Raw genomic sequence first — 20,539 nt, 5'->3', positions numbered from 1 at the left:
CTCAGTGAATACGCCGGTACACGCCGGTGAGCACGTCGGCCCACCCTTCCGCGTCAGGCGAGAACTGGATTTTCATGTTGTAGGTGTTGTCGTCGACGACCTCGTAGACGTGACGGGCATTGCCGCGCAGCGAGCCGCGCACCAGGATCAGCGACTTGCCCGCCCATCTACCGGACGCCGGTGACGGCGGGTAGTAGCCGAGCGAGTCGTGCCAGAACAATTTGTAGGCCCGATCGTCGCGGTCGTAGGTGAACACGCCGTGGGTGGCGAAGCTCTCCTTGCCGTCGCGGGTCTGCACGCTGTCCTGGATCAGGTAGAAGCCGTTGAGCGCGATGCGCGCAACGACCTGCGAGGTGGCCGGACCGCCCGCGGTCCAGCGCGACGGATAGACCATCTCTTCGCCGCTCCACTCGCCCGCAAACGCCGCGAGCTTGCGGTGTTCGTCCAGCGGTGTCGGAGCGTCGAGATGATCGGCCATCGTTAGCCTCCCTTGACGGCTTTCACGATCTTCTGTGCAGCGTCATCGAGGTTGTCGGCGGGCAGGACGTTGAGGCCGCTCTCGCGGATGATCTTCTTGCCCTGCTCGACATTGGTGCCTTCGAGGCGCACCACCAGCGGAACCTTGAGGCCGACCTGCTTCACCGCGGCGACCACGCCCTCGGCGATCACGTCGCACTTCATGATGCCGCCGAAGATGTTGACCAGGATGCCCTTCACGTTCGGATCGGCGGTGATGATCTTGAACGCGGCCGCGACCTTCTCCACGCTGGCGCCGCCGCCGACGTCGAGGAAGTTCGCCGGCTCCATGCCATACAGCTTGATGATGTCCATGGTCGCCATGGCGAGCCCGGCGCCGTTGACCATGCAGCCGATCGTGCCGTCGAGCGCGACGTAGTTGAGGTCGTATTTCGACGCCTCGATCTCCTTGGCGTCTTCCTCGGTCTCGTCGCGCAGCGCGACCACGTCCGGATGACGATAGAGCGCGTTGCTGTCGAATGACACCTTGGCGTCGAGCACGCGCAGCTGGCCCTGCTTGGTGACGACGAGCGGATTGATCTCGAGCATCGCCATGTCCTTGGCGGCGAAGGCGGCATAGAGCTGGCCGGTCAGCTTCTCGGCCTGCTTGGCGAGATCGCCGGTCAGCTTCAGCGCCTTGGCAACCGTGCGGCCGTGATGCGGCATGATGCCGGTCGCGGGATCGACCGAGAACGAGACGATCTTTTCCGGGGTCGAATGCGCGACCTCTTCGATATTCACGCCGCCTTCGGTCGACACCACAAAGGAAATTTCGGAGGTCTCGCGATTGACCAGGATCGAGAGGTAGAACTCCTTGTCGATGTCGGAGCCTTCCTCGATGTAGAGGCGATTGACCTGCTTGCCGTGCGGACCGGTCTGCACCGTGACCAGCGTCGCGCCGAGCATCTGCTTGGCGAATTCGGCGACCTCGGCGGCCGATTTGGCGATGCGGACGCCGCCCTTGTCGCCGGCCGATGCTTCCTTGAACTTGCCCTTGCCGCGGCCGCCGGCATGGATCTGGCTCTTCACTACCCAGATCGGGCCGGGCAGCTGCTTGGCCGCCGCGTCGGCCTCTTCCGGCTTCAGCACCGGCACGCCGCGCGAGATCGGCACGCCGAATTCATGCAGCAAAGCCTTGGCCTGGTATTCATGGATATTCATGGAAAGACGCTCCCAAACCCTCGTGCGGCGACCTTTTACGTCAGCCTTGAGACTGGCATACCATATACCAAAGCTCGCGCAACTAAAAAATCCGCCGGAATTTCATCGCCTTGCACCCGACAGGCGATTGAAACCGCCTATCGGGCCATTGCCAATCGAGATTACTTGCCGAGCAGATCGGGCGCGATCTTCTTGCAGGCGTCGACCAGGCCCTGCACCGCACCGACCGACTTGTCGAAAGCCTCGCGGTCCTTGCCCGCCAGTTCGATCTCGACGATGCGCTCGACACCCTTGGCGCCGACCACGACCGGCACGCCGACATACATGTCCTTCACGCCGTACTCGCCGTTGAGATAGGCGGCGCAGGGCAGCACGCGCTTCTTGTCCTTCAGGTAGCTCTCGGCCATCGCGATCGCGGACGCAGCCGGCGCGTAGAAGGCGGAGCCAGTCTTGAGCAGGTTGACGATCTCGGCGCCGCCGTTGCGTGTGCGATCGACGATCTCATCGATGCGCGCCTGCGAGGTCCAGCCCATCTTGACGAGGTCGGGCAGCGGAATGCCGGCGACAGTCGAGTAGCGGGTCAGCGGCACCATGGTGTCGCCGTGGCCGCCGAGCACGAAGGCGGTGACGTCCTCGACCGAGACGTGGAATTCGTCGGCCAGGAAATAGCGGAAACGCGCGGAGTCGAGCACGCCGGCCATGCCGACCACCTTCTTGTGCGGCAGGCCCGAGGCCTTCTGCAGCGCCCACACCATGGCGTCGAGCGGGTTGGTGATGCAGATGACGAAGGCGTCGGGCGCGTACTTCTTGATGCCGGCGCCGACCTGCTCCATGACCTTGAGGTTGATGGAGAGGAGATCGTCGCGGCTCATCCCGGGCTTGCGCGGCACGCCGGCGGTGACGATGCAGACCTTGGCGCCGTCGAGCGCTTCATAGGAATTGGCGCCGACCAGATTGGAATCGAAACCGTCGACCGGCGACGACTGCGCAATGTCGAGCGCTTTGCCCTGCGGCACGCCCTCGGCAATATCGAACAGCACGACGTCTCCGAGTTCCTTGAGGCCGACGAGGTGCGCCAGCGTTCCGCCGATCTGTCCGGAGCCAATCAGAGCAATCTTGTCGCGTGCCATGGGAAATCAGTCCTTTGAACTGTGTACGGGAGGGAGGGAAGTCGGTTGCAAGGGTGGTTATCCCTTTCGAATGATCCATTCAAGTCACGGCCTGCCCGATTGCGGGCCCTGCCTGGAATTCGATCAGGCATGCCAGCAACATCCGCCCCGGAGACACGAAAAGTTGCGCCGAACCGGACCGCGCGCAAGACGAAATATCGAGACTGAATTCAGGTCTCGACAAGGCCAGTCGACGCGCCGCTCGCCGAGGAGTCCTTCCGGCCGTGCGGCAGCGCCAGGTAGGATTCCGAGCTCATCTCGATCAGGCGCGAGGATGTGCGCTTGAACTCCATCGCCTCGACGCCGTCGGTCGCAAGGTACAGCGACACCGGATCGGCCTCGGCCGAGGCCATCAGCTTCACGGCATTGTCATAGAGCGTGTCGATCAGCGAAATGAAGCGCTTGGCGGCATTGCGCTCGGCGTAATCCATCACCGGAATGTGGTCGATCAGGATCGTGTGGTAGTCGTGCGCGAGCCTGAGATAATCGGACGCGGCAAGCGGCTTCTCGCAGATGTCCATGAAGCTGAAGCGCGCGACGCCGTGCGCCGAGCAGGGCACGTTCAGGATGCGTCCCTTGATCGGAATGAGGCGTGCCTTGCACGGGGCATTGCCGGTCATCTTCCGCCAGGCCGCGTTGAGCGCGGCATCGGCCGCGTCATCCGCGGGCACCAGCCACATCTTGACGCCGACGAGTTTCTCCAGCCGGAAGTCGGTGCGCGCATCGAGCCGCAGCACGTCCATGTGGTCGGAGATCTGCGCGATGAACGGCACGAACAGCGCGCGATTGAGCCCGCCCTTGTAGAGATCGTCAGGCGCAACGTTCGAGGTCGCGACCACCACGGTGCCGAGATCGAACAGCTTGGCGAACAGCCGGCCGAGGATCATCGCATCGGCGATGTCGGTGACGTGAAATTCGTCGAAGCAGAGCAGCCAGGCTTCGTCGAAGATCGCCTGCGCTGTGAGCGCGATCACGTCGCCGTCCGCGATCTCGCCGCGCGCGATCTGCTGACGGTAGCCGTAGATGCGCTCATGCGCCTCGGCCATGAATTCGTGGAAGTGCGCGCGGCGCTTGTGTTCGACCGGGCTCTGCTGGAAGAACAGATCCATCAGCATGGTCTTGCCGCGACCGACCTCGCCGTGGACGTAGAGCCCGCGCGGCGGCTTGTCGTCCTTGTCGCCGCCGAACAGCCGCCCGAACAGGCCTTGCTTGCGCTGCGGCTTGTAGCTCGCGAGCCGCTCATCCAGCGCGCCGAATGCCTCGGCGGCGCGGGCCTGGGCGGGATCGGCCTCGATCGCGCCGGAGGCGACCAGGGATTTGTAGAGCTCGAGAAAGGAACTGGGCGAGGTGGACAGCATGAGCCCACCTTACGGCCCTAGTGTGCGGCAAATTGCAAGCCGTGAATTGTGCCAGTGGGGTATGCACTTTCCTCTCCCTCGCCCCACTCTTGCGGGGAGAGGGCCGGGGTGAGGGGCTCTCACCACCCGACGCGCTCTATCGACGGACCCGTACCCCCTCGCCCGGATCGCATCTTCGATGCGATCCGACCTTTCCCCGCAAGCGGGGCGAGGTGAAGAGGCTCACGCGCAGAGCGCGTAGGAATCCTCGACCACATAGGGGCCGCCGCCTGTCGACGCGCGCGACGAGAACAGCACGAAGCGGTCCGCCAGGAAGCTGCGGCTCGGGAAGTAGCCGCGCACGGACAGATAATCCGCGACGTCCTGGCTCGAAGCGTCATGCAGACGAGCGAGCGTGACATGTGGCGTGAATTTCCTGCCCTCGGGATCGAGCCCCATCCGCTGCATCATCCGCTCGAGCTCGGCCTGCAGTTCGATCAGCGGCCGGCTCGGCTCGACGGCGGCAACCACCGCGCGCGGCTTGCGTCCGCCGAAGCTCGACAGGCCCTGCAATTTGACCTCGAACGGCTTGCGGTTTACCCGAAACAACATCGTCGCGATCTCGTTGGCCCACATGCCATCGATATCGCCGATGAAGCGCAGAGTGACGTGATAATTTTCGGGATCGATCCAGCGTGCGCCGGGAAGGCCGCCACGCAAGCTGGAGAGGGTTTGGCCGATATCGGCCGGAATTTCCAGTCCAGTGAACAGACGCGGCATCGCAATAATCCTCGATGCTTGGCGCGGGTTTTGGGAGCCCGCACCCTGTAACGGCCCGGCGACGAATCACCGATGCCTATTTGTACCCGAGATATGTGACTCTGCGAAGCATGACCCGTTAACAGCTCGTAAACCTACGGACACGGCACGGCTCACTGCCTGCGCTTCAACTGCGTTGCCCTGATATTGCGCCGAGAAATGCCTCCACTGTGGGCAGGATATTTTTCACAACGATGTCCACACCTGCTGCCGTCGGATGCATGCCGTCGGCCTGGTTGAGTTTCGCGTCGGCGGCAACCCCATCGAGTAAGAACGGATAGAGCGGCACGCCAAGGGTCTTCGAGAGATCCGGATAGATCGCGTTGAACTTCGCTGCATACTCACTGCCATAGTTCGGTGGCGCGAGCATGCCGCACAAGAGCACGGCGATCTTGCGCGCCTGCAACTTTGTGATGATGTCGGAGAGCGCGGCACGCGTGACGGCGGGATCGATGCCGCGCAAGGCATCATTGGCGCCAAGCTCGACAATCACGGCATCGGTTCCATCAGGCACCGACCAGTCGAGCCGCTCGCGGCCGCCCGAGGCGGTGTCGCCGGACACCCCGGCATTGCTCATCTCGACCTTTATCCCCTTGGCTTCCAACGCCTTTTGCAGCCGGATCGGGAATGCCGCCGGGCCCGGGAGGCCGTACCCGGCGCTCAGGGAATCGCCCAGAACCACCATCTTGATCGGCTTCGCCGGGCCCTTCTCCGGGCCATTCTCCAGCCTTGGCGTCTGCGCGCTGGCCGCCGTCATCAAGCCCATAAGCAACACGAGTATGTGCACGAAGATTCTCAACCGGCCCTCGACCGCAGACGCGGAAGTGCCATATGACCGAACCATGGACAGTCTCATCGAATCCTCTTCACTGACCGACGTCGAGCCGGACACCATTGCCGTCAGGAACGTCAATCTCTCGCTCGGCACCGGCGCGGCACGGGTCCATATCCTCAAAGATATCAGCCTTCGTGTGGCAGCGGGTGAGGCCATCGGCCTGATCGGCCCGTCGGGCTCGGGCAAGTCGACCTTGCTGATGGTAATGGCGGGGCTCGAACGTCCTGACAGTGGAGAAGTGGTCGTCAACGGCACCTCGTTCAATGCCCTCGACGAAGATGCGCTGGCGCGCTTCCGCGGCCGCCAGGTCGGCATCGTCTTCCAGTCATTCCATCTGATCCCGACCATGACGGCGCTGGAGAACGTGGCGGTGCCGCTCGAGCTCGCCGGCAATCCCGATGCCGCTGCGCGCGCCGCGCAGGAGCTGCAATCGGTCGGGCTCGGCGAGCGGCTGCATCATTATCCGACGCAACTCTCCGGCGGCGAGCAGCAGCGCGTCGCGATCGCGCGCGCGCTCGCGCCCGATCCCGCGATCCTCGTTGCCGACGAGCCGACCGGGAATCTCGACGAGACGACAGGCAAGCAGATCGTCGACCTGCTGTTCACCAAGCACGCCGAGCGCGGCATGACGCTGGTGCTGGTGACGCACGATCTCGCGCTCGCGCAGCGCTGCGACCGCGTCGTGCGGCTGCGCTCCGGCCGCATCGACGGACAATCCACGACATGAGCATCGCGTCCGAAGCCGCGGTGCAGAGCCGCGCGTCGTCGCTTGCCTTCCGTTATGCGCTGCGCGAATTGCGCGGCGGCCTGCGCGGCTTCTACGTGTTCATCGCCTGCATCGCGCTCGGCGTGATGGCGATTGCCGGCGTCGGCTCGGTCGCCGCGAGCCTTGGCGACGGCCTGTCCCGCGAGGGACGTACGCTGCTCGGCGGCGACGTCGCATTCTCGCTGATCTCGCGCGAGGCCAAACCCAACGAGGTCGCCTATCTGCGCACGCGCGGCGAGGTTTCGATCGCGGCCACGCTGCGCGCGATGGCCCGCAGCAATGACGGCAAGCTGGCGCTGGTCGAGCTGAAGGCCGTCGACGGCAAATATCCGATGCTCGGCGAGCTGACGCTCGAGCCGAACATGCCGGTCGCCGATCTGCTTGCCGAACGCGACGGCGTCTACGGCGCGGCCGCCGATTCGACGTTGCTGGCGCGGCTCGACCTGAAGCTCGGTGACCGCGTCACCATCGGCAGTGCGACCTACCAGATCCGCAGCGTGGTGGTGGCCGAGCCCGACAAGCTTGCCGGCGGCGTCGGCCTCGGGCCGCGCTTCCTGGTCAGCGAAGCCAGCCTGCACGCCACCGACCTGCTGCAACCGGGCAGCCTGGTGCGCTGGATCTACCGCGTGAAGCTGCCTGACGGCGCCAACGACGATCGCGCCACCACCGCGCTGATCGACGGCGCGCGGACCGCCGCGCCGGAGGCCGGCTGGGAGGTCCGCAGCCGCAGCAATGCCTCGCCGCAGCTCGAGCGCACCATCAACCGCTTCACCCAGTTCCTGACCCTGGTCGGCCTCGCGGCGCTACTGGTCGGCGGTGTCGGCGTCGCCAACGCGGTGAAGAGCCATATCGACCGGCGCCGCGACGTCATCGCTTCGTTCAAGGCGCTCGGCGCCACCGGCCGCGACGTCTTCACGATCTACTGCACGCAGGTGGTGGTGCTGGCCGGGATCGGCTCGGTGATCGGGCTCGTGCTCGGCGCCGCGCTCCCCCTCGTCATCGTCGGCCTGTTCGGCAAGCTGCTGCCGCTGCCGGTGGTGCCCGCGCTGCATCCCGACGAGCTCGCGCTGTCCTTCCTCTACGGCCAGCTCACCGCGCTGGCGTTCGGGCTGTGGCCGCTCGGCCGTGTCCATGACGTGCCGGTCGCCGCGCTGTTCCGCGAGACCGTCGCCAGCGAGTGGCATCGCCCGCGCTGGAGCTATCTGGCGCTGATGGCCGTGGTGATCGCGCTCCTGATCGGAGTCGCGATCGGGCTTGCCTATGACAAGCGGGTCGCTGCCGTGTTCGTCGCCTCGTCGATCGCGGTGTTCCTGCTGCTGCGCGGAATCGCCGAGCTCCTGATGGCGGTGGCGCGGCGGCTGCCGCGCAGCCGCATGACCATGCTGCGGCTCGCGATCGCCAACATCCACCGGCCGGGCGCGCTGACGCCGTCGGTGGTGCTGTCGCTGGGGCTCGGGCTGGCGGTGCTCGTCACCATCACCCAGATCGACGGCAATCTGCGCCGGCAATTCCTGGCCGCCCTGCCGGAGCGGGCGCCGTCGTTCTTCTTCATCGACATCCCCTCCACCGAAGCCGACCGCTTCAATGCCTTCCTGGCGAAGGTCGCCGCCGGCTCGACCGTCGAGGATGTACCGATGCTGCGCGGACGGATCGTGGCCGCGCGCGGCGTCAAGGCCGACCAGCTCAAGCCGTCGGTCGATTCGGAGTGGGTGCTGCAGAGCGACCGGGGCCTGACCTACACCGGCGAAATTCCCAAGGGCTCGAAGATCGTCGAGGGCGAATGGTGGGGGCCGGACTACAGCGGGCCACCGCTGGTCTCGATGGAGAAGAAGATCGCCGACGGCCTGTCGTTGAAGATCGGCGACGAGATCGTCGTCAACGTGCTCGGACGCGACGTGCCGGCGAAAATCGCCAACCTGCGCAACATCGACTGGCAGGGCCTCGGCATCAATTTCGTGCTGGTGTTCTCGCCGAATGCCTTCAGGGGTGCGCCGCACAGCCATGTCGCGACCCTGACGGAACCACACGCCGATTCCGCCGACGACGCGCGCATCATCAAGCAGGTCGCCGACGCGTTCCCGATGGTGACCAGCGTGCGGGTCCGCGAGGCGCTGGAGACGGTCGGCAGCGTGGTCAGCAATCTGGTGCTGGCGATCCGCGGCGCCAGCGCCGTGACGCTGATCTCCGCGATCCTGGTGCTCGGCGGCGCGCTCGCCGCCGGACACCGCCACCGCGTCTATGACGCCGTGATTCTCAAGACGCTCGGCGCCACGCGGGTGCGACTGCTCGGCGCCTACGCGCTGGAGTATCTGATGATCGGTTTTGCAACCGCGGTGTTCGGGGTGATCGCCGGCTCGATCGCGGCCTGGCTGATCGTGACTAGGCTGATGACGCTGAGTTTTATCTGGCAGGCCGGCAGCGCCGCGCTGGTCGTGGTCGCCGCGCTGGTCGTCACGGTCGGACTGGGGCTCGCCGGGACGCTGCTCGCGCTAAACCAGAAGCCGGCCTCAGTGTTGCGGAATTTGTGACAAAATGTAGCGGCGCGAGCGCCGTTTTTGCCTATGATGCTAGGGCAGAGCGACATTCGGCCGCGCGTGGAAGCTTGCGTCGGATGTGTTAATTTCCCACATACCAATCGGGTCGGATAGTCGGTTTGAATGACACGGAATTAATGTTCCGCAAACCGAGCCATCTGAGATAGATTTACGACCGGCGCCGCAAATCCCTTGCGCTCCACCGGGACCAACCACGGGAATTCGACCATGTCGGACCTAGACCGCAACTACGCTTCTCCTTTCGGCCGGGCCGCCGGGCGCATTGACGCTGCGGCCGTCGACGCCGGTCTGCGCGCCTACATGCTGCGCATCTACAACTACATGAGTATCGGCCTGGCCATCACCGGCCTCGCCGCGCTCGGCGTCTACATGGGTGCGGTGACGACCGACCAGTCGGCCGCCGTCGCCAAGTTCGGCAACGCCTATCTGACGCAGTTCGGCTACGCGATGTTCGTGAGCCCGCTGAAGTGGCTGTTCATCCTCGCCCCTCTGGCGATGGTGTTCGTCATCTCGGCCGGCATCAACCGCCTGCAGCCCGCGACCGCCCAACTCCTGTTCTGGGTGTTCTCGGCGCTGATGGGTCTGTCGCTGTCGTCGATCTTCCTGGTGTACACGCACACCTCGATCGTGCGCGTGTTCTTCATCACCGCGGCAACGTTCGGTGCGCTGAGCCTCTACGGCTACACCACCAAGCGTGACATGAGCGGCATGGGCTCGTTCCTGTTCATGGGTCTGATCGGCATCATCATCGCGAGCCTGGTCAACCTGTTCCTGGCGAGCTCGGCGCTGCAGTTCATCGTGTCGGTGGTCGGCGTGCTGGTGTTCGCGGGCCTCACCGCCTGGGACACCCAGCGGCTGAAGAACGACTACATCTACGGCTACGCCTCGCAGGGTGGCGTGATGGCAGAGCGTGCGGCAATCACTGGTGCGCTGTCGCTCTACCTGAACTTCATCAACCTGTTCACGCTGCTCCTGCAGCTGCTCGGCCAGCGCGACTAAGCGCCTCGAGCGAGCCGATCAAATCCAAGCCCCGGCCATTCCGCCGGGGCTTTTCTTTTGGGCGAGGCGAGATGTGATGTAGCCCGGATGAAGCGCAAGCGAAATCCGGGACAGGCTCATCCGGGCTTCAACGGCCCCGGATTGCGCGAAGCCTGCCATCGAGCGCGTTCGCGCGCCCTGTTGCCTCCTCCGGGCTACGAAACTCGGGCACAACTGTGCCGCCGGATCAGCGGATTTGTAGCCCGGATGAGCGAAGCGACATCCGGGACGGTCTTACCACGCGAGTACAGCTTCCCCGGATTGCGCGGAGCCTGTCATCGGGCGCGCGTTCGCGCGGCCCCTTGGCTCCATCCGGGCTACAAGCGGACTGACCTGACGCGCTTACACCAGCGACAGCTTGCGATCGATCACGAACAGCACGCGTTCGAGTTCATGGCCACGACGGAGGATCAGGCCGGTCGCGGAAATCACGCTGTACATGCCCTGCTTGCGCGCAAGCCGGGGGTCCTTCTCGATCCGGTAGATCGGCACTTCCGACGCGCGCCGGAACACCGAGAACACGGCACGGTCCTTCAGGAAGTCGATCGCATAATCGCGCCACTCGCCGTCGGCGACCATGCGGCCGTAGAGATTGAGAATGCGGTTGAGTTCAAGTCGATTGAAAGTCACGCGATTGGGCTGAGGGGTCGCGGCGGCGGTGCGCGCCGCGGCACGACTCCCGCTCGGATCAGTGTCCTCCGAGATCAAACTCATCGAGCGCCTCCTGTCACCTCGGTGGCGATCGGGTTCCGAAGGCCCCTCTTCGGGATCGTCACGAGAGTAACATGATCGCGCTAAGCGCGCGGGCCCGCAAGGGGCCAATCGCAATGCAACCGGGCCTTAACCACCGCCGCGCGCGGCGGATTGTCCGAAAAACCGCAGAGTCACGGGAACGTTAGCGGAATCATATTGCTGCCCCACTTCCGCCCATCGCCCGCCCCGCTGCCCTGCGAAAAGGAAATCCTGCGTTGGCCCGGTCCTTTCGGTTCCGGATTCCTCAGCCCCCAGCCCCCCGGGGCCGTCGGGATCGGGCCTGTTCGCAGGGGAGTCAAATCCCAACACTGGGCCAACGAAAGTTGGTCCTTTTTGTTTTGGGACCTGCGCAAGCAAGACGCGCGCGCCAAGCACCGGCGCCTTCCTTTCGGCAGATCACTGAATGCAGGTTTGTCGCCATGCGGCTGCACGAAAACATGCGTGCGACCGGCGGAAGCCAGCGCATCGCGCCTTACCGCAGCGAGGCGCTAGTGAAGTGAGGTGAAGGCAGCGCCGAGCATCGGGCCCGGCTTGTCGCGGTTGCCGTCCTGGACGTACACCGCCGCAGCATCGACACCGTCACGCGTGATGTTCTCCAGCGGCACGGTCCAGCTCCCGGACGAACCGTTCCAGTCACCGACCTTGAGGAGATTGCGCACGACGTTGTGGTAGGTGATCTCGCGGCCGCGGTTCTCGCCGCGCGCGATCGAGATCGGCACCGACTTCGAGATCGAGCAGATCCAGACCTCGCCGCGCGACACGGCCGGCGACTTCGATGCGGCGACCGACACGTTGATCTGCTTGCCGCTCAGCGTCATCGTCACGGGCACCGACATCACGCTGCCGCTCCTTTCGGTGTCCTTGATGGCGTCCTCGATACTGGCGCGATCGCTGCCGATCACATGCGCGGAGCCATTGATCACGGCTTGCGGCGTGTAGACGTCGCGGTCGCCGCGAACATGCGAATAGGCCTTCTGGCGCGCGCTGAAACGGGAATCGGCCAGCGTGTCCTTCCAGCCGAGATAGTCCCAATAGTCGATCGGCATGCTCAGCGCGATGACGTTGGGGTCCTTCGCGAGGTCACCGATGATCTTGTCCGCGGGCGGACAGGACGAGCATCCCTGCGAGGTGAAGAGTTCGACGACGGCACGCGGATCGGCGTGGGCGGGGCGGATGATCGCGACGATTGCGCAGATACCAAGGGCGCTGGACCATCGCGAGATACAGTTATAGGCCATCATCGCTGTCATACTGCGAACCAGTCGTGATGATTTCCATCCGTAATTGTACGGAGCATGAAGTCTGTCCCTGAACTTGCGTGCCCCAAAACGCGAGAAAGCGGCCTTTTCATAGGCCGCCTTCTTTTTAGCCGCTACTCACTAAGCAGTGAGGCACCGATCACAAATCCGCGTTGGAGCATGGTCCGGAAAAGTGTGAAACGGTTTTCCGGACAGACCATGCTCAAACAAAGGGGCCTTAGGCCGCGAGTTTGCGCAGCACATAATGCAGGATGCCGCCGTTGCGATAGTAGTCGAGCTCGTCCAGCGTATCGATCCGGCAGAGCAGCGGGACATCCTTTTTGCCGCCGTCAGCGGAGACGATCTCGGCCGTTAGCGTCTGGCGCGGCTTCAGGTCGCCCTGCAGCCCGCGGATCGTGACCTTCTCGTCGCCCTTGAGGCCGAGCGAGGACCACGACGTGCCGTCCTGGAAGGTGAGCGGAAGCACACCCATGCCGACCAGGTTGGAGCGATGGATGCGCTCGAAGCTCTGGCAGATCACCGCGCGCACGCCGAGCAGGCGCGTGCCCTTTGCGGCCCAGTCGCGCGACGAGCCGTTGCCGTATTCGGCGCCGGCGAACACCACCAGCGGCACGCTCTCCTGCTGGTACTTCATCGCGGCGTCGTAGATCGACATCTGCTCGCCGTCGGGCCAGTGCTTGGTCAAACCGCCTTCCGGAATATTGCCGTCGGCACCCTTCAGCATGAAGTTCTTGATGCGGATGTTGGCGAAGGTGCCGCGCATCATCACTTCATGGTTGCCGCGCCTCGTGCCGTACTGGTTGAAGTCGGCGGGACGCACCTGGTGCTCGCTGAGGAACTTGCCGGCGGGTGAGGTCAGCTTGATCGAACCGGCCGGCGAGATGTGGTCGGTGGTGATCTTGTCGCCGAACATCGCGAGGATCCGCGCGTCGACCACGTCGGTGACCGGATCCGGCTGCTTCTTCATGCCCTCGAAATAGGGCGGGTTCTGCACATAGGTCGAGCTCATGTTCCAGCGATAGGTCTCGCTTTCCGTGGTCTTGATCTTGCGCCAGTTGGTATCGCCCTTGAACACGTCGGCGTACTTCTTCTTGAAGATCGTCGCGGTGACGTACTTCTTCATGAAGGCGTTGATCTCCTTGGCGGTCGGCCAGATGTCCTTGAGGAACACCGGCTTGCCGTCCTTGCCGATGCCGAGCGGCTCAACCGCGAGATCCTTGGTCACGGTGCCGGCGAGCGCATGCGCGACGACGAGCGGCGGCGAGGCGAGGTAGTTCGCCTGCACGTCGGGCGAGACGCGGCCTTCGAAGTTGCGGTTACCCGACAGCACGGCGGCGGCGACGATGCCGTTTTCGTTGATTGACTTCGAGATGTCTTCCGGCAGCGGGCCGGAATTGCCGATGCAGGTCGTGCAGCCGAAGCCGACGAGGTTGAAGCCGACCTTGTCGAGATCGGCTTGCAGGCCAGAATTGGCGAGATACTCCGCCACCACCTGGCTGCCCGGCGCGAGCGAGGTCTTCACCCACGGCTTGGCCTTGAGGCCCTTGGCGGCCGCCTTGCGCGCCAGCAGGCCGGCGCCGATCAGCACGCTCGGATTGGAGGTGTTGGTGCAGGAGGTGATCGCCGCGATCACGACGTCGCCATGGCCGAGATCGAAGTCACGGCCCTCGACCGCATAACGCTTCTGCTCGCCCTCGGGCTTCTTGTATTCGCCGACCAGCGCGGTCGCGAAACCGGTCGACACCGCCGGCAGCGCGATGCGGCCTTCGGGGCGCTTCGGCCCGGCCATCGACGGCACGACGTCGCCGAGGTCGAGCGTCAGCGTGGTGGTGAACACCGGGTCAGTCGACTTGGCGGTGCGGAACAGGCCCTGCGCCTTGGCGTAGGACTGCACCAGCTTGACGCGATCGGCCTTGCGGCCCGAGGTCTTCAGGTAATCGATGGTCGCGGCATCGACCGGGAAGAAACCGCAGGTCGCGCCGTATTCGGGCGCCATGTTGCCGATGGTCGCCTTGTCCGCGACCGAGAGATAGTCGAGGCCCGGGCCGAAGAATTCAACGAACTTGCCGACCACGCCGAGCTTGCGCAGCATCTGGGTGACGGTCAGCACGAGGTCGGTCGCGGTGACGCCTTCCTTGAGCTGGCCCTTGAGCTTGAAGCCGACCACTTCGGGCAGCAGCATCGACAGCGGCTGGCCGAGCATGCAGGCCTCCGCCTCGATGCCGCCCACGCCCCAGCCGAGCACGGCGAGGCCGTTGACCATCGTGGTGTGCGAGTCGGTGCCGACCAGCGAGTCGGGATAGGCGACCTCGAAGGTGCCGGTCTTCCGGCCGACCGTCATCTTCTCCTTCTTGGTCCACACCGTCTGCGCGAGATATTCGAGATTGACTTGGTGGCAGATGCCGGTGCCGGGCGGCACCACCGAGAAGTTCGAGAACGCCTTCTGGCCCCACTTGAGGAACTCGTAGCGCTCCTGGTTCTGCTTGTATTCCTCGGTGACGTTCTTCGCGAACGCCTTGTTGTCACCGAAGAAGTTGACGATCACCGAGTGGTCGATGACGAGATCGACCGGCACCAGCGGGTTGATCTTCTCGGCATCGCCGCCGAGGTTCTGCATCGCGTTGCGCATCGCCGCGAGGTCGACCACGGCCGGGACGCCGGTGAAATCCTGCATCAGGACGCGCGCCGGGCGGAACGCGATTTCGTGCTCGAGCTGGCGCTTCTTCAGCCACTTCGACACCGCAACGATGTCTTCCTTCTTGACGGTGCGGCCGTCCTCGTTGCGCAGCAGGTTCTCCAGCAGAACCTTCATCGAATACGGCAGCTTCGAAATCCCCTTCAGTCCGTTCTTCTCTGCCTGGGGCAGGCTGTAATAGACGTAGGACTTGCCGCCGACCTTCAGGGTCTTGCGGCATTTGAAGCTGTCGAGCGAGGTCATGCGAGGAATCCCAATTCTCAGTTATACCCGGCAAGGGTAACTAAACACCGGCGATCGACACTGGCCAAGGGATGGCCTGGGGTGGGTTGCGGCCGCCGATTGTGTGTGCTGCATCAAGTTCCGGGCTTATAGAACCTTTCTAGAAGCGCCGCCACACCGACAAGCGTGCGACAGCGTTGCGCGACCCAAAAATTCTCACGCGGTAGCGAAAGATTTCAGAGGGCTGTGACAAGACGAACCATGCGGCTCTCGGGACGAAATCTGAAATGCGTGCGCGGCGGACGCGAGGTGTTTTCCGGCCTCGATCTGTCGGCCACGTCAGGCGAGGCGCTCGCCATCAGCGGCCCTAACGGCGCCGGCAAGACCTCGCTGCTGCGCGTCCTCGCCGGGCTATTGGTTCCCGCCGAGGGTGTGGTCGCGCTCGAAGGCGGCGACGCCGAGCTCAGCCTGCCTGAGCAGGCCCACTATCTCGGCCACCGCGACGCCCTGAAGCCGGCGCTGAGCGTTGCGGAAAATCTGTCCTTCTGGCGGGAATTCCTCGGCGGCGAGACCAAGGATGCCGGGCAGTGCCTTGCCGCCGTGGCGCTCGACCACGCCGCGCATCTGCCGGCGGCCTACCTCTCCGCCGGGCAGCGCCGCCGCCTGTCGATCGCGCGCCTGCTCTCGGTGCGGCGACCGGTGTGGCTGCTGGACGAGCCGACATCGGCGCTCGATGCGGCCGGACAGGCGCTGTTCATCGACCTGATGCGCGACCATCTCGCACGGGGCGGCCTGATCGTCGCGGCGACGCATCTGCCGCTCGGCATCGATGCGCGCGATCTGCGGATGGGAGGCGCGGCATGAGCGCGCTTGGCGCCTTGATCCGGCGCGACATCCGCATCGCGCTGCGCGTCGGCGGCGGTGCGCTGATCGGCGTGCTGTTCTTCCTCACCGTCACGGTGCTGATGCCGTTCGCGGTCGGACCGGATCTCGCGCTGCTGTCGCGGCTCGGGCCCGCCATCCTCTGGCTCGGCGCGTTGCTGGCGAGCCTGCTCACGCTCGACCGCCTGTTCACGGCCGACCACGAGGACGGCTCGCTCGACCTCATCGTGATGAGCCGGACGCCGCTGGAACTCGCCTGCGCCGCCAAGGCACTGGCGCACTGGATCGCCGCCGGCCTGCCGCTGATCATCGCAACCCCGGTGCTCGGCCTGCTGCTCAATCTCGACGGCACCGCGACGCTTGCGGTCGCCGCGACGCTGCTGGCGGGAACACCGGCGCTGACCTTCACCGGCATGATCGGCGCGGCCCTGGCGGTGACGCTGCATCGCGGCGGGCTATTGCTGGCGGTGCTGGTGCTGCCGCTGTCGATCCCGGTGCTGATCTTCGGGGTTGCGGCCTCGCAGGCGGCGATATCGGGCCCTTTGCCGTTTGGAACGCCGTTCTCGATCCTCTGCGCGCTGTCGCTTGCCAGCCTCGTGATCGGCCCCTTTGCCGCCGCCGCGAGCCTGCGGCACGGGCTGGACTGAAATGAGCCCGATCAAATCTCGCCCGGAGGAAATCGGCCAATTGCCTGCGACACGTCGGACGATTATCAGGGTGCCATGACGCTGACCGACCTCGCCAACCCGACCAAGTTTCTGGCGCTGACCGCGCGCATCCTGCCGTGGCTCGCGGGCGTGACCGCGATCCTGCTCGCGATCGGGCTCTACCAGTCGGCGATGGCGCCCGACGACTACCAGCAGGGCGCCACGGTGAAGATCATGTTCATCCACGTTCCGAATGCGTGGCTGTCGATGTTCGTCTGGGGCGTCATGAGCGTGGCCGCGCTCGGCACGCTCGTCTGGCGGCATCCGCTCGCCGACGTCGCCGGAAAGACCGCCGCTCCGATCGGCGCCGCCTTCACCTTCCTTGCGCTCGTCACCGGCTCGCTGTGGGGCCGGCCGATGTGGGGCACCTATTGGGAGTGGGATGCGCGCCTGACCTCGGTCTTGATCCTGTTCCTGATGTATCTCGGCCTGATGGCGCTGTGGCGCGCGGTGGAGGATCCGTCACGTGCGGCACGGGCGGCGGCGGTGCTGACCTTGGTAGGCGCGATCAACATCCCGATCATCAAGTTCTCGGTCGACTGGTGGAACACGCTGCATCAGCCGGCCTCGGTGTTTCGCGCCGGCGGGTCGACGCTCGACAAGGCGTTCCTGTGGCCGCTGCTGGTGATGGCGATCGCGTTCTCGCTGCTGTTCATCACCTTGCACCTGGCGGCGATGCGCAACGAGATCCTGCGCCGGCGCGTGCGCAGCCTGCAGATGATACAGGCCAGCCGCGTCTCGTTCACGACCGGTTCGCGCGATCAAAGCGCGTCAAACGAAATTGGAGCGGCGTGACACGATGGCGCTTGGTCCCTACGCCTCCTTCATCGTGACCTCCTACGCGCTGGTCGCGGCGGTCGTGCTGCTGCTGATCGTCTGGATCATCGCCGACTATCGCCGGCAACAGGCGCGCCTCAGGGAGATCGAGGCCAGCGGCGTGACGCGTCGCTCCGGCCGCAGCGCGGCGGATATAAGATGAGCGATCAGGCAACCAACAGCCCGCCGCAAGCCCGCCGCCTGCTGGTGGTGCTGCCGCTGCTGATCTTCCTCGGCCTCGCCGGGCTGTTCCTGCTGCGGCTCTATGGCGGCGATCCCTCGAAAATCCCGTCGGCGCTGATCGGCCGGCCGGCGCCGCAGACCGCCCTGCCCGCGCTCGACGGCCTGGTGCGGGACGGCGCGCCGGTCCCGGGGCTCGATCCCGCCGCCTTCAAGGGCAAGGTCTCGGTCGTCAATGTCTGGGCGTCGTGGTGCGTGCCTTGTCACGACGAGGCGCCGCTGCTGACCGAGCTCGGCAAGGACAAGCGCTTCCAGATCATCGGCATCAACTACAAGGACTCGCCCGAGAATGCCCGGCGCTTCCTCGGCCGCTACGGCAATCCGTTCGGCATCGTCGGCGTCGACGGCAACGGCCGCGCCTCGATCGAATGGGGCGTCTATGGCGTGCCCGAGACCTTCCTGGTCGGGCGCGAGGGCACCATCGTCTACAAGCTGGTCGGCCCGGTGACGCCGGACAACGTCAACCGCGTGCTCAAGGCCGAGATCGAGAAGGCGCTCGCGGCGGGCAGTTAGCGACAGCGGCTTATTGGCCCTCACCTCTCCCCGTTCCTTACGGGGAGAGGTCGAAAATTCGCGCGAAGCGGGAATTTCGGGTGAGGGGCTTTGGACGGTGTTTGTAACAAACTCCGAGCCTATCCGTGGAGACACCCCAACCCTCTCCCCGCATCCGCCTTCGCCCGAAGGCGGGCTTCGGCGGACAAGAGAGCGGGGCGAGGGAGCAGAGTGCTGATCACCCCTTCCGCACGTCGCCCGCGTCGGCCTCGCTCGCCTCCAGCGAGACCGGCTCAAGGTGATAGCGCTTGGTCAGCGGCATCTGGGCGATGGCGAAGATCATGGTCAGCGGCGTCACGCCGAACACCTTGAAGTTCACCCAGAAATCCGTGGTCTGCGTGCGCCAGACAAGCTCGTTGAGCACCGCCATGCCGGCGAAGAACAGCGCCCAGCGCAGGGTGAGGATGCGCCAGCCCTGCGGCGTCAGGTTGAACACCTGGTCGAACATGATGGCGATGAAGGACCGGCCGAACAACAGCCCGCCGCCGAGCACGGCCGCGAACAGCCCGTAGATGATGGTCGGCTTGACCTTGATGAAGGTCTCGTCGTGCAGCACCAGCGTCAGCGTGCCGAACACCAAGACGATCGCGCCGGTCACCAGCGCCATGATCGGCACGTGCCTGGTCACCACATAGGATGCGATCATCGCGGCCACGATCGCCACCATGAACGCGCCGGTCGCGACGAACAGATGGTACTTGGCGTTGGCGATAAAGAACACGAGCAGTGGCCCGAGTTCGGTCGCCAGCTTGAACAGCGGATGCGGCTGGGTCTTGTCCATCAACTCTCTACTTTGATTTGAGGCATGACCCGATCCGAAAACCGGTGTCCACTTTGCGCTAACGCGGCCCTTCGGGTCGGGGTCATGCCTCGATTCCAGCAATTGCCTTGGCAAAATCCTTCGCCGCGAAGGGCGCGAGGTCCTCGACGCCTTCGCCGACGCCGATGAAATGCACCGGCAGCTTGTGCTTCTCCGACAGCGCGACAAGGATGCCGCCGCGCGCCGTGCCGTCAAGCTTGGTCATCACGAGCCCCGTGACGCCTGCCGTACGATGAAACGCCTCGACTTGCGACAACGCATTTTGTCCCACCGTGGCGTCGAGCACGAGCAGCACCGCGTGCGGCGCCGACGCATCGACCTTCCTGATGACGCGCACGACCTTTTCCAGCTCGTTCATCAGTTCGGACTTGTTCTGCAGGCGGCCGGCGGTGTCGATCAGCAGCACGTCGCGCTGCTGCTCCTTGGCCGCGGTCAGCGCGCTGAAGGCAAGGCTCGCCGAATCCGAGCCCTGGGCGCCTGATATGACCGGCGACTTGGTGCGCTCGCCCCAGACCTTGAGCTGCTCGATCGCCGCGGCGCGGAAGGTGTCGCCGGCGGCCAGCATGACCTTGCGGCCCTCGGCGGAGAATTTCGCGGCCAGCTTGCCGATCGTCGTGGTCTTGCCGGAGCCGTTGACGCCGACCACCAAGATGACGAACGGCTGCTTCGCGGTATCGATCTCGAGCGGCTTCGCCACCGGCGACAGCACCTTCTCGACCTCGGTCGCGACGACGTCCTTGACCTCGTCGGCCGAGATCGCCTTGTCGTAGCGCCCCTTGCCGACAGCCTCCGCAATGCGGACCGCGACATCGGTACCGAGATCGGCGCGCAGCAGCACATCCTCGATGTCATCGAGCATGGCCGAATCGAGCTTGCGCTTGGTGACGAGGTCGGCGACCGCGGTCCCGATCGAACTCGAGGTCCGCTTCAGGCCGCCCTTCAGCCGCTGCCACCAGCTCTGTTTTGGAGTTCCCGCAGTGGTATCGTTCATGGCGCGGACGTGTTAGCCGTTTCGGCCCATAAACGAAAGTCTCGACGAATTGATCGATGTTCCCCAACTAACCGCGGAAGAAATCCTGGGCCGGGTGCTCCACCGCGACGGCCTGATGCTGGTGATCGACAAGCCGGCCGGCCTGCCGGTGCATCGCGGTCCCAAGGGCGGCCCCAATCTGGAGGCCTCGTTCGAAGCGCTGCGGTTCGGCCTGCCGCGGCCGCCGGTGCTGGCGCATCGGCTGGACAAGGACACCTCGGGCTGCCTCGTCCTGGGACGTCACCGCAAGGCAACCGCCTCGCTCGGGCTGTTGTTCAAGCACAGCAAGATCAAGTCGGAGGCCAAGCGGTCTTAGGAAGACAACTATAACACTCAACTCCTTGGCTCACAGAACGACATGGCTACG

19 protein-coding genes and 1 pseudogene are annotated in these 20,539 nt (G+C 64.9%); 9 read left to right on the top strand and 11 right to left on the bottom strand.

Annotated elements, in window-relative coordinates:
* Nucleotide 1: 1 nt before the first annotated feature.
* The 6 genes from Q2M23_RS34160 to Q2M23_RS34135 all read right to left on the bottom strand — a co-directional run bounded on the left by Q2M23_RS34160 (nt 2) and on the right by Q2M23_RS34135 (nt 5,789).
* Entirely contained in the window at nt 2-478 is a 477-nt protein-coding gene (locus tag Q2M23_RS34160; RefSeq protein ID WP_076834630.1) for a DUF1579 family protein, read from the bottom strand.
* Nucleotides 479-480: 2 nt separating this feature from the next.
* Complete coding sequence (sucC, locus tag Q2M23_RS34155) at nt 481-1,677, bottom strand: ADP-forming succinate--CoA ligase subunit beta (protein ID WP_057020926.1); 1,197 nt, start codon at nt 1,675-1,677, stop codon at nt 481-483.
* 161 nt (nt 1,678-1,838) lie between these two features.
* Nucleotides 1,839-2,807: a malate dehydrogenase gene (gene mdh / locus Q2M23_RS34150; RefSeq protein ID WP_028336306.1), complete on the bottom strand. Its 969-nt coding sequence runs from the start codon at nt 2,805-2,807 to the stop codon at nt 1,839-1,841.
* A 209-nt stretch (nt 2,808-3,016) separates the two neighbouring features.
* Nucleotides 3,017-4,204, bottom strand: coding sequence for a cell division protein ZapE (gene zapE / locus Q2M23_RS34145; protein WP_316398399.1), 1,188 nt, complete (start codon nt 4,202-4,204; stop codon nt 3,017-3,019).
* Nucleotides 4,205-4,426: 222 nt separating this feature from the next.
* On the bottom strand, nt 4,427-4,963 hold the full coding sequence (gene thpR, locus Q2M23_RS34140) for an RNA 2',3'-cyclic phosphodiesterase (RefSeq protein WP_057020928.1): 537 nt from the start codon (nt 4,961-4,963) through the stop codon (nt 4,427-4,429).
* A 166-nt stretch (nt 4,964-5,129) separates the two neighbouring features.
* Nucleotides 5,130-5,789: an arylesterase gene (locus Q2M23_RS34135; RefSeq protein ID WP_410469806.1), complete on the bottom strand. Its 660-nt coding sequence runs from the start codon at nt 5,787-5,789 to the stop codon at nt 5,130-5,132.
* Between the two features lie 55 nt (nt 5,790-5,844).
* On the opposite strand from Q2M23_RS34135, the gene Q2M23_RS34130 reads away from it, so the two are divergent.
* The 3 genes from Q2M23_RS34130 (at nt 5,845) to Q2M23_RS34120 (ending at nt 10,157) form a co-directional block, all read left to right on the top strand.
* Nucleotides 5,845-6,564 carry an ABC transporter ATP-binding protein gene (locus tag Q2M23_RS34130; RefSeq protein ID WP_028336302.1) on the top strand — a complete coding sequence of 240 codons (720 nt, stop codon included), beginning with the start codon at nt 5,845-5,847 and terminating at the stop codon, nt 6,562-6,564.
* Complete coding sequence (locus Q2M23_RS34125; RefSeq protein ID WP_316398398.1) at nt 6,561-9,131, top strand: ABC transporter permease; 2,571 nt, start codon at nt 6,561-6,563, stop codon at nt 9,129-9,131. Before Q2M23_RS34130 ends, Q2M23_RS34125 begins: the two co-directional genes overlap by 4 nt.
* Nucleotides 9,132-9,365: 234 nt before the next feature.
* Entirely contained in the window at nt 9,366-10,157 is a 792-nt protein-coding gene (locus tag Q2M23_RS34120) for a Bax inhibitor-1/YccA family protein (RefSeq protein WP_021078796.1), read from the top strand.
* Between the two features lie 381 nt (nt 10,158-10,538).
* Here Q2M23_RS34120 and Q2M23_RS34115 read toward each other — a convergent pair whose 3' ends face one another.
* The 3 genes from Q2M23_RS34115 to acnA all read right to left on the bottom strand — a co-directional run bounded on the left by Q2M23_RS34115 (nt 10,539) and on the right by acnA (nt 15,146).
* Nucleotides 10,539-10,910, bottom strand: coding sequence for a DUF2794 domain-containing protein (locus Q2M23_RS34115; RefSeq protein WP_028340822.1), 372 nt, complete (start codon nt 10,908-10,910; stop codon nt 10,539-10,541).
* A gap of 527 nt (nt 10,911-11,437) precedes the next feature.
* A complete protein-coding gene (locus tag Q2M23_RS34110; RefSeq protein ID WP_057020930.1) occupies nt 11,438-12,199 on the bottom strand; it encodes a DUF1223 domain-containing protein in 762 nt (253 codons plus the stop codon).
* 226 nt (nt 12,200-12,425) lie between these two features.
* Nucleotides 12,426-15,146, bottom strand: coding sequence for an aconitate hydratase AcnA (acnA, locus tag Q2M23_RS34105; RefSeq protein WP_229190000.1), 2,721 nt, complete (start codon nt 15,144-15,146; stop codon nt 12,426-12,428).
* A gap of 240 nt (nt 15,147-15,386) precedes the next feature.
* On the opposite strand from acnA, the gene ccmA reads away from it, so the two are divergent.
* The 5 genes from ccmA (at nt 15,387) to Q2M23_RS34080 (ending at nt 18,283) form a co-directional block, all read left to right on the top strand.
* Entirely contained in the window at nt 15,387-15,989 is a 603-nt protein-coding gene (gene ccmA / locus Q2M23_RS34100; protein WP_253638307.1) for a heme ABC exporter ATP-binding protein CcmA, read from the top strand.
* Nucleotides 15,986-16,654, top strand: coding sequence for a heme exporter protein CcmB (ccmB, locus tag Q2M23_RS34095; protein WP_057020933.1), 669 nt, complete (start codon nt 15,986-15,988; stop codon nt 16,652-16,654). Before ccmA ends, ccmB begins: the two co-directional genes overlap by 4 nt.
* A gap of 75 nt (nt 16,655-16,729) precedes the next feature.
* Complete coding sequence (locus Q2M23_RS34090) at nt 16,730-17,509, top strand: heme ABC transporter permease (protein ID WP_057020934.1); 780 nt, start codon at nt 16,730-16,732, stop codon at nt 17,507-17,509.
* A 4-nt stretch (nt 17,510-17,513) separates the two neighbouring features.
* The gene (gene ccmD / locus Q2M23_RS34085) at nt 17,514-17,693 is read left to right on the top strand and encodes a heme exporter protein CcmD (protein ID WP_057020935.1); all 180 of its coding nucleotides are present in this window, start codon (nt 17,514-17,516) and stop codon (nt 17,691-17,693) included.
* On the top strand, nt 17,690-18,283 hold the full coding sequence (locus Q2M23_RS34080) for a DsbE family thiol:disulfide interchange protein (RefSeq protein WP_057020936.1): 594 nt from the start codon (nt 17,690-17,692) through the stop codon (nt 18,281-18,283). The genes ccmD and Q2M23_RS34080 overlap by 4 nt, the downstream gene beginning before the upstream one ends.
* A 217-nt stretch (nt 18,284-18,500) precedes the next feature.
* Here Q2M23_RS34080 and Q2M23_RS34075 read toward each other — a convergent pair whose 3' ends face one another.
* A complete protein-coding gene (locus tag Q2M23_RS34075) occupies nt 18,501-19,103 on the bottom strand; it encodes a septation protein A (protein WP_057020937.1) in 603 nt (200 codons plus the stop codon).
* An 82-nt stretch (nt 19,104-19,185) separates the two neighbouring features.
* On the bottom strand, nt 19,186-20,133 hold the full coding sequence (ftsY, locus tag Q2M23_RS34070) for a signal recognition particle-docking protein FtsY (protein WP_038384709.1): 948 nt from the start codon (nt 20,131-20,133) through the stop codon (nt 19,186-19,188).
* Nucleotides 20,134-20,182: 49 nt separating this feature from the next.
* Here ftsY and Q2M23_RS34065 point away from each other — a divergent pair.
* Nucleotides 20,183-20,464 (top strand): annotated as a pseudogene (locus Q2M23_RS34065) (pseudouridine synthase); the annotation flags it as partial.
* Nucleotides 20,465-20,539: the final 75 nt, after the last annotated feature.

The sequence above is a fragment of the Bradyrhizobium sp. 33ap4 genome, from assembly GCF_032654765.1.
GTDB lineage: Bacteria > Pseudomonadota > Alphaproteobacteria > Rhizobiales > Xanthobacteraceae > Bradyrhizobium > Bradyrhizobium australafricanum.
The sequence above is the reverse complement of the archived record's forward strand: the minus strand, read 5'-3'. Positions and strand labels throughout refer to the sequence as shown.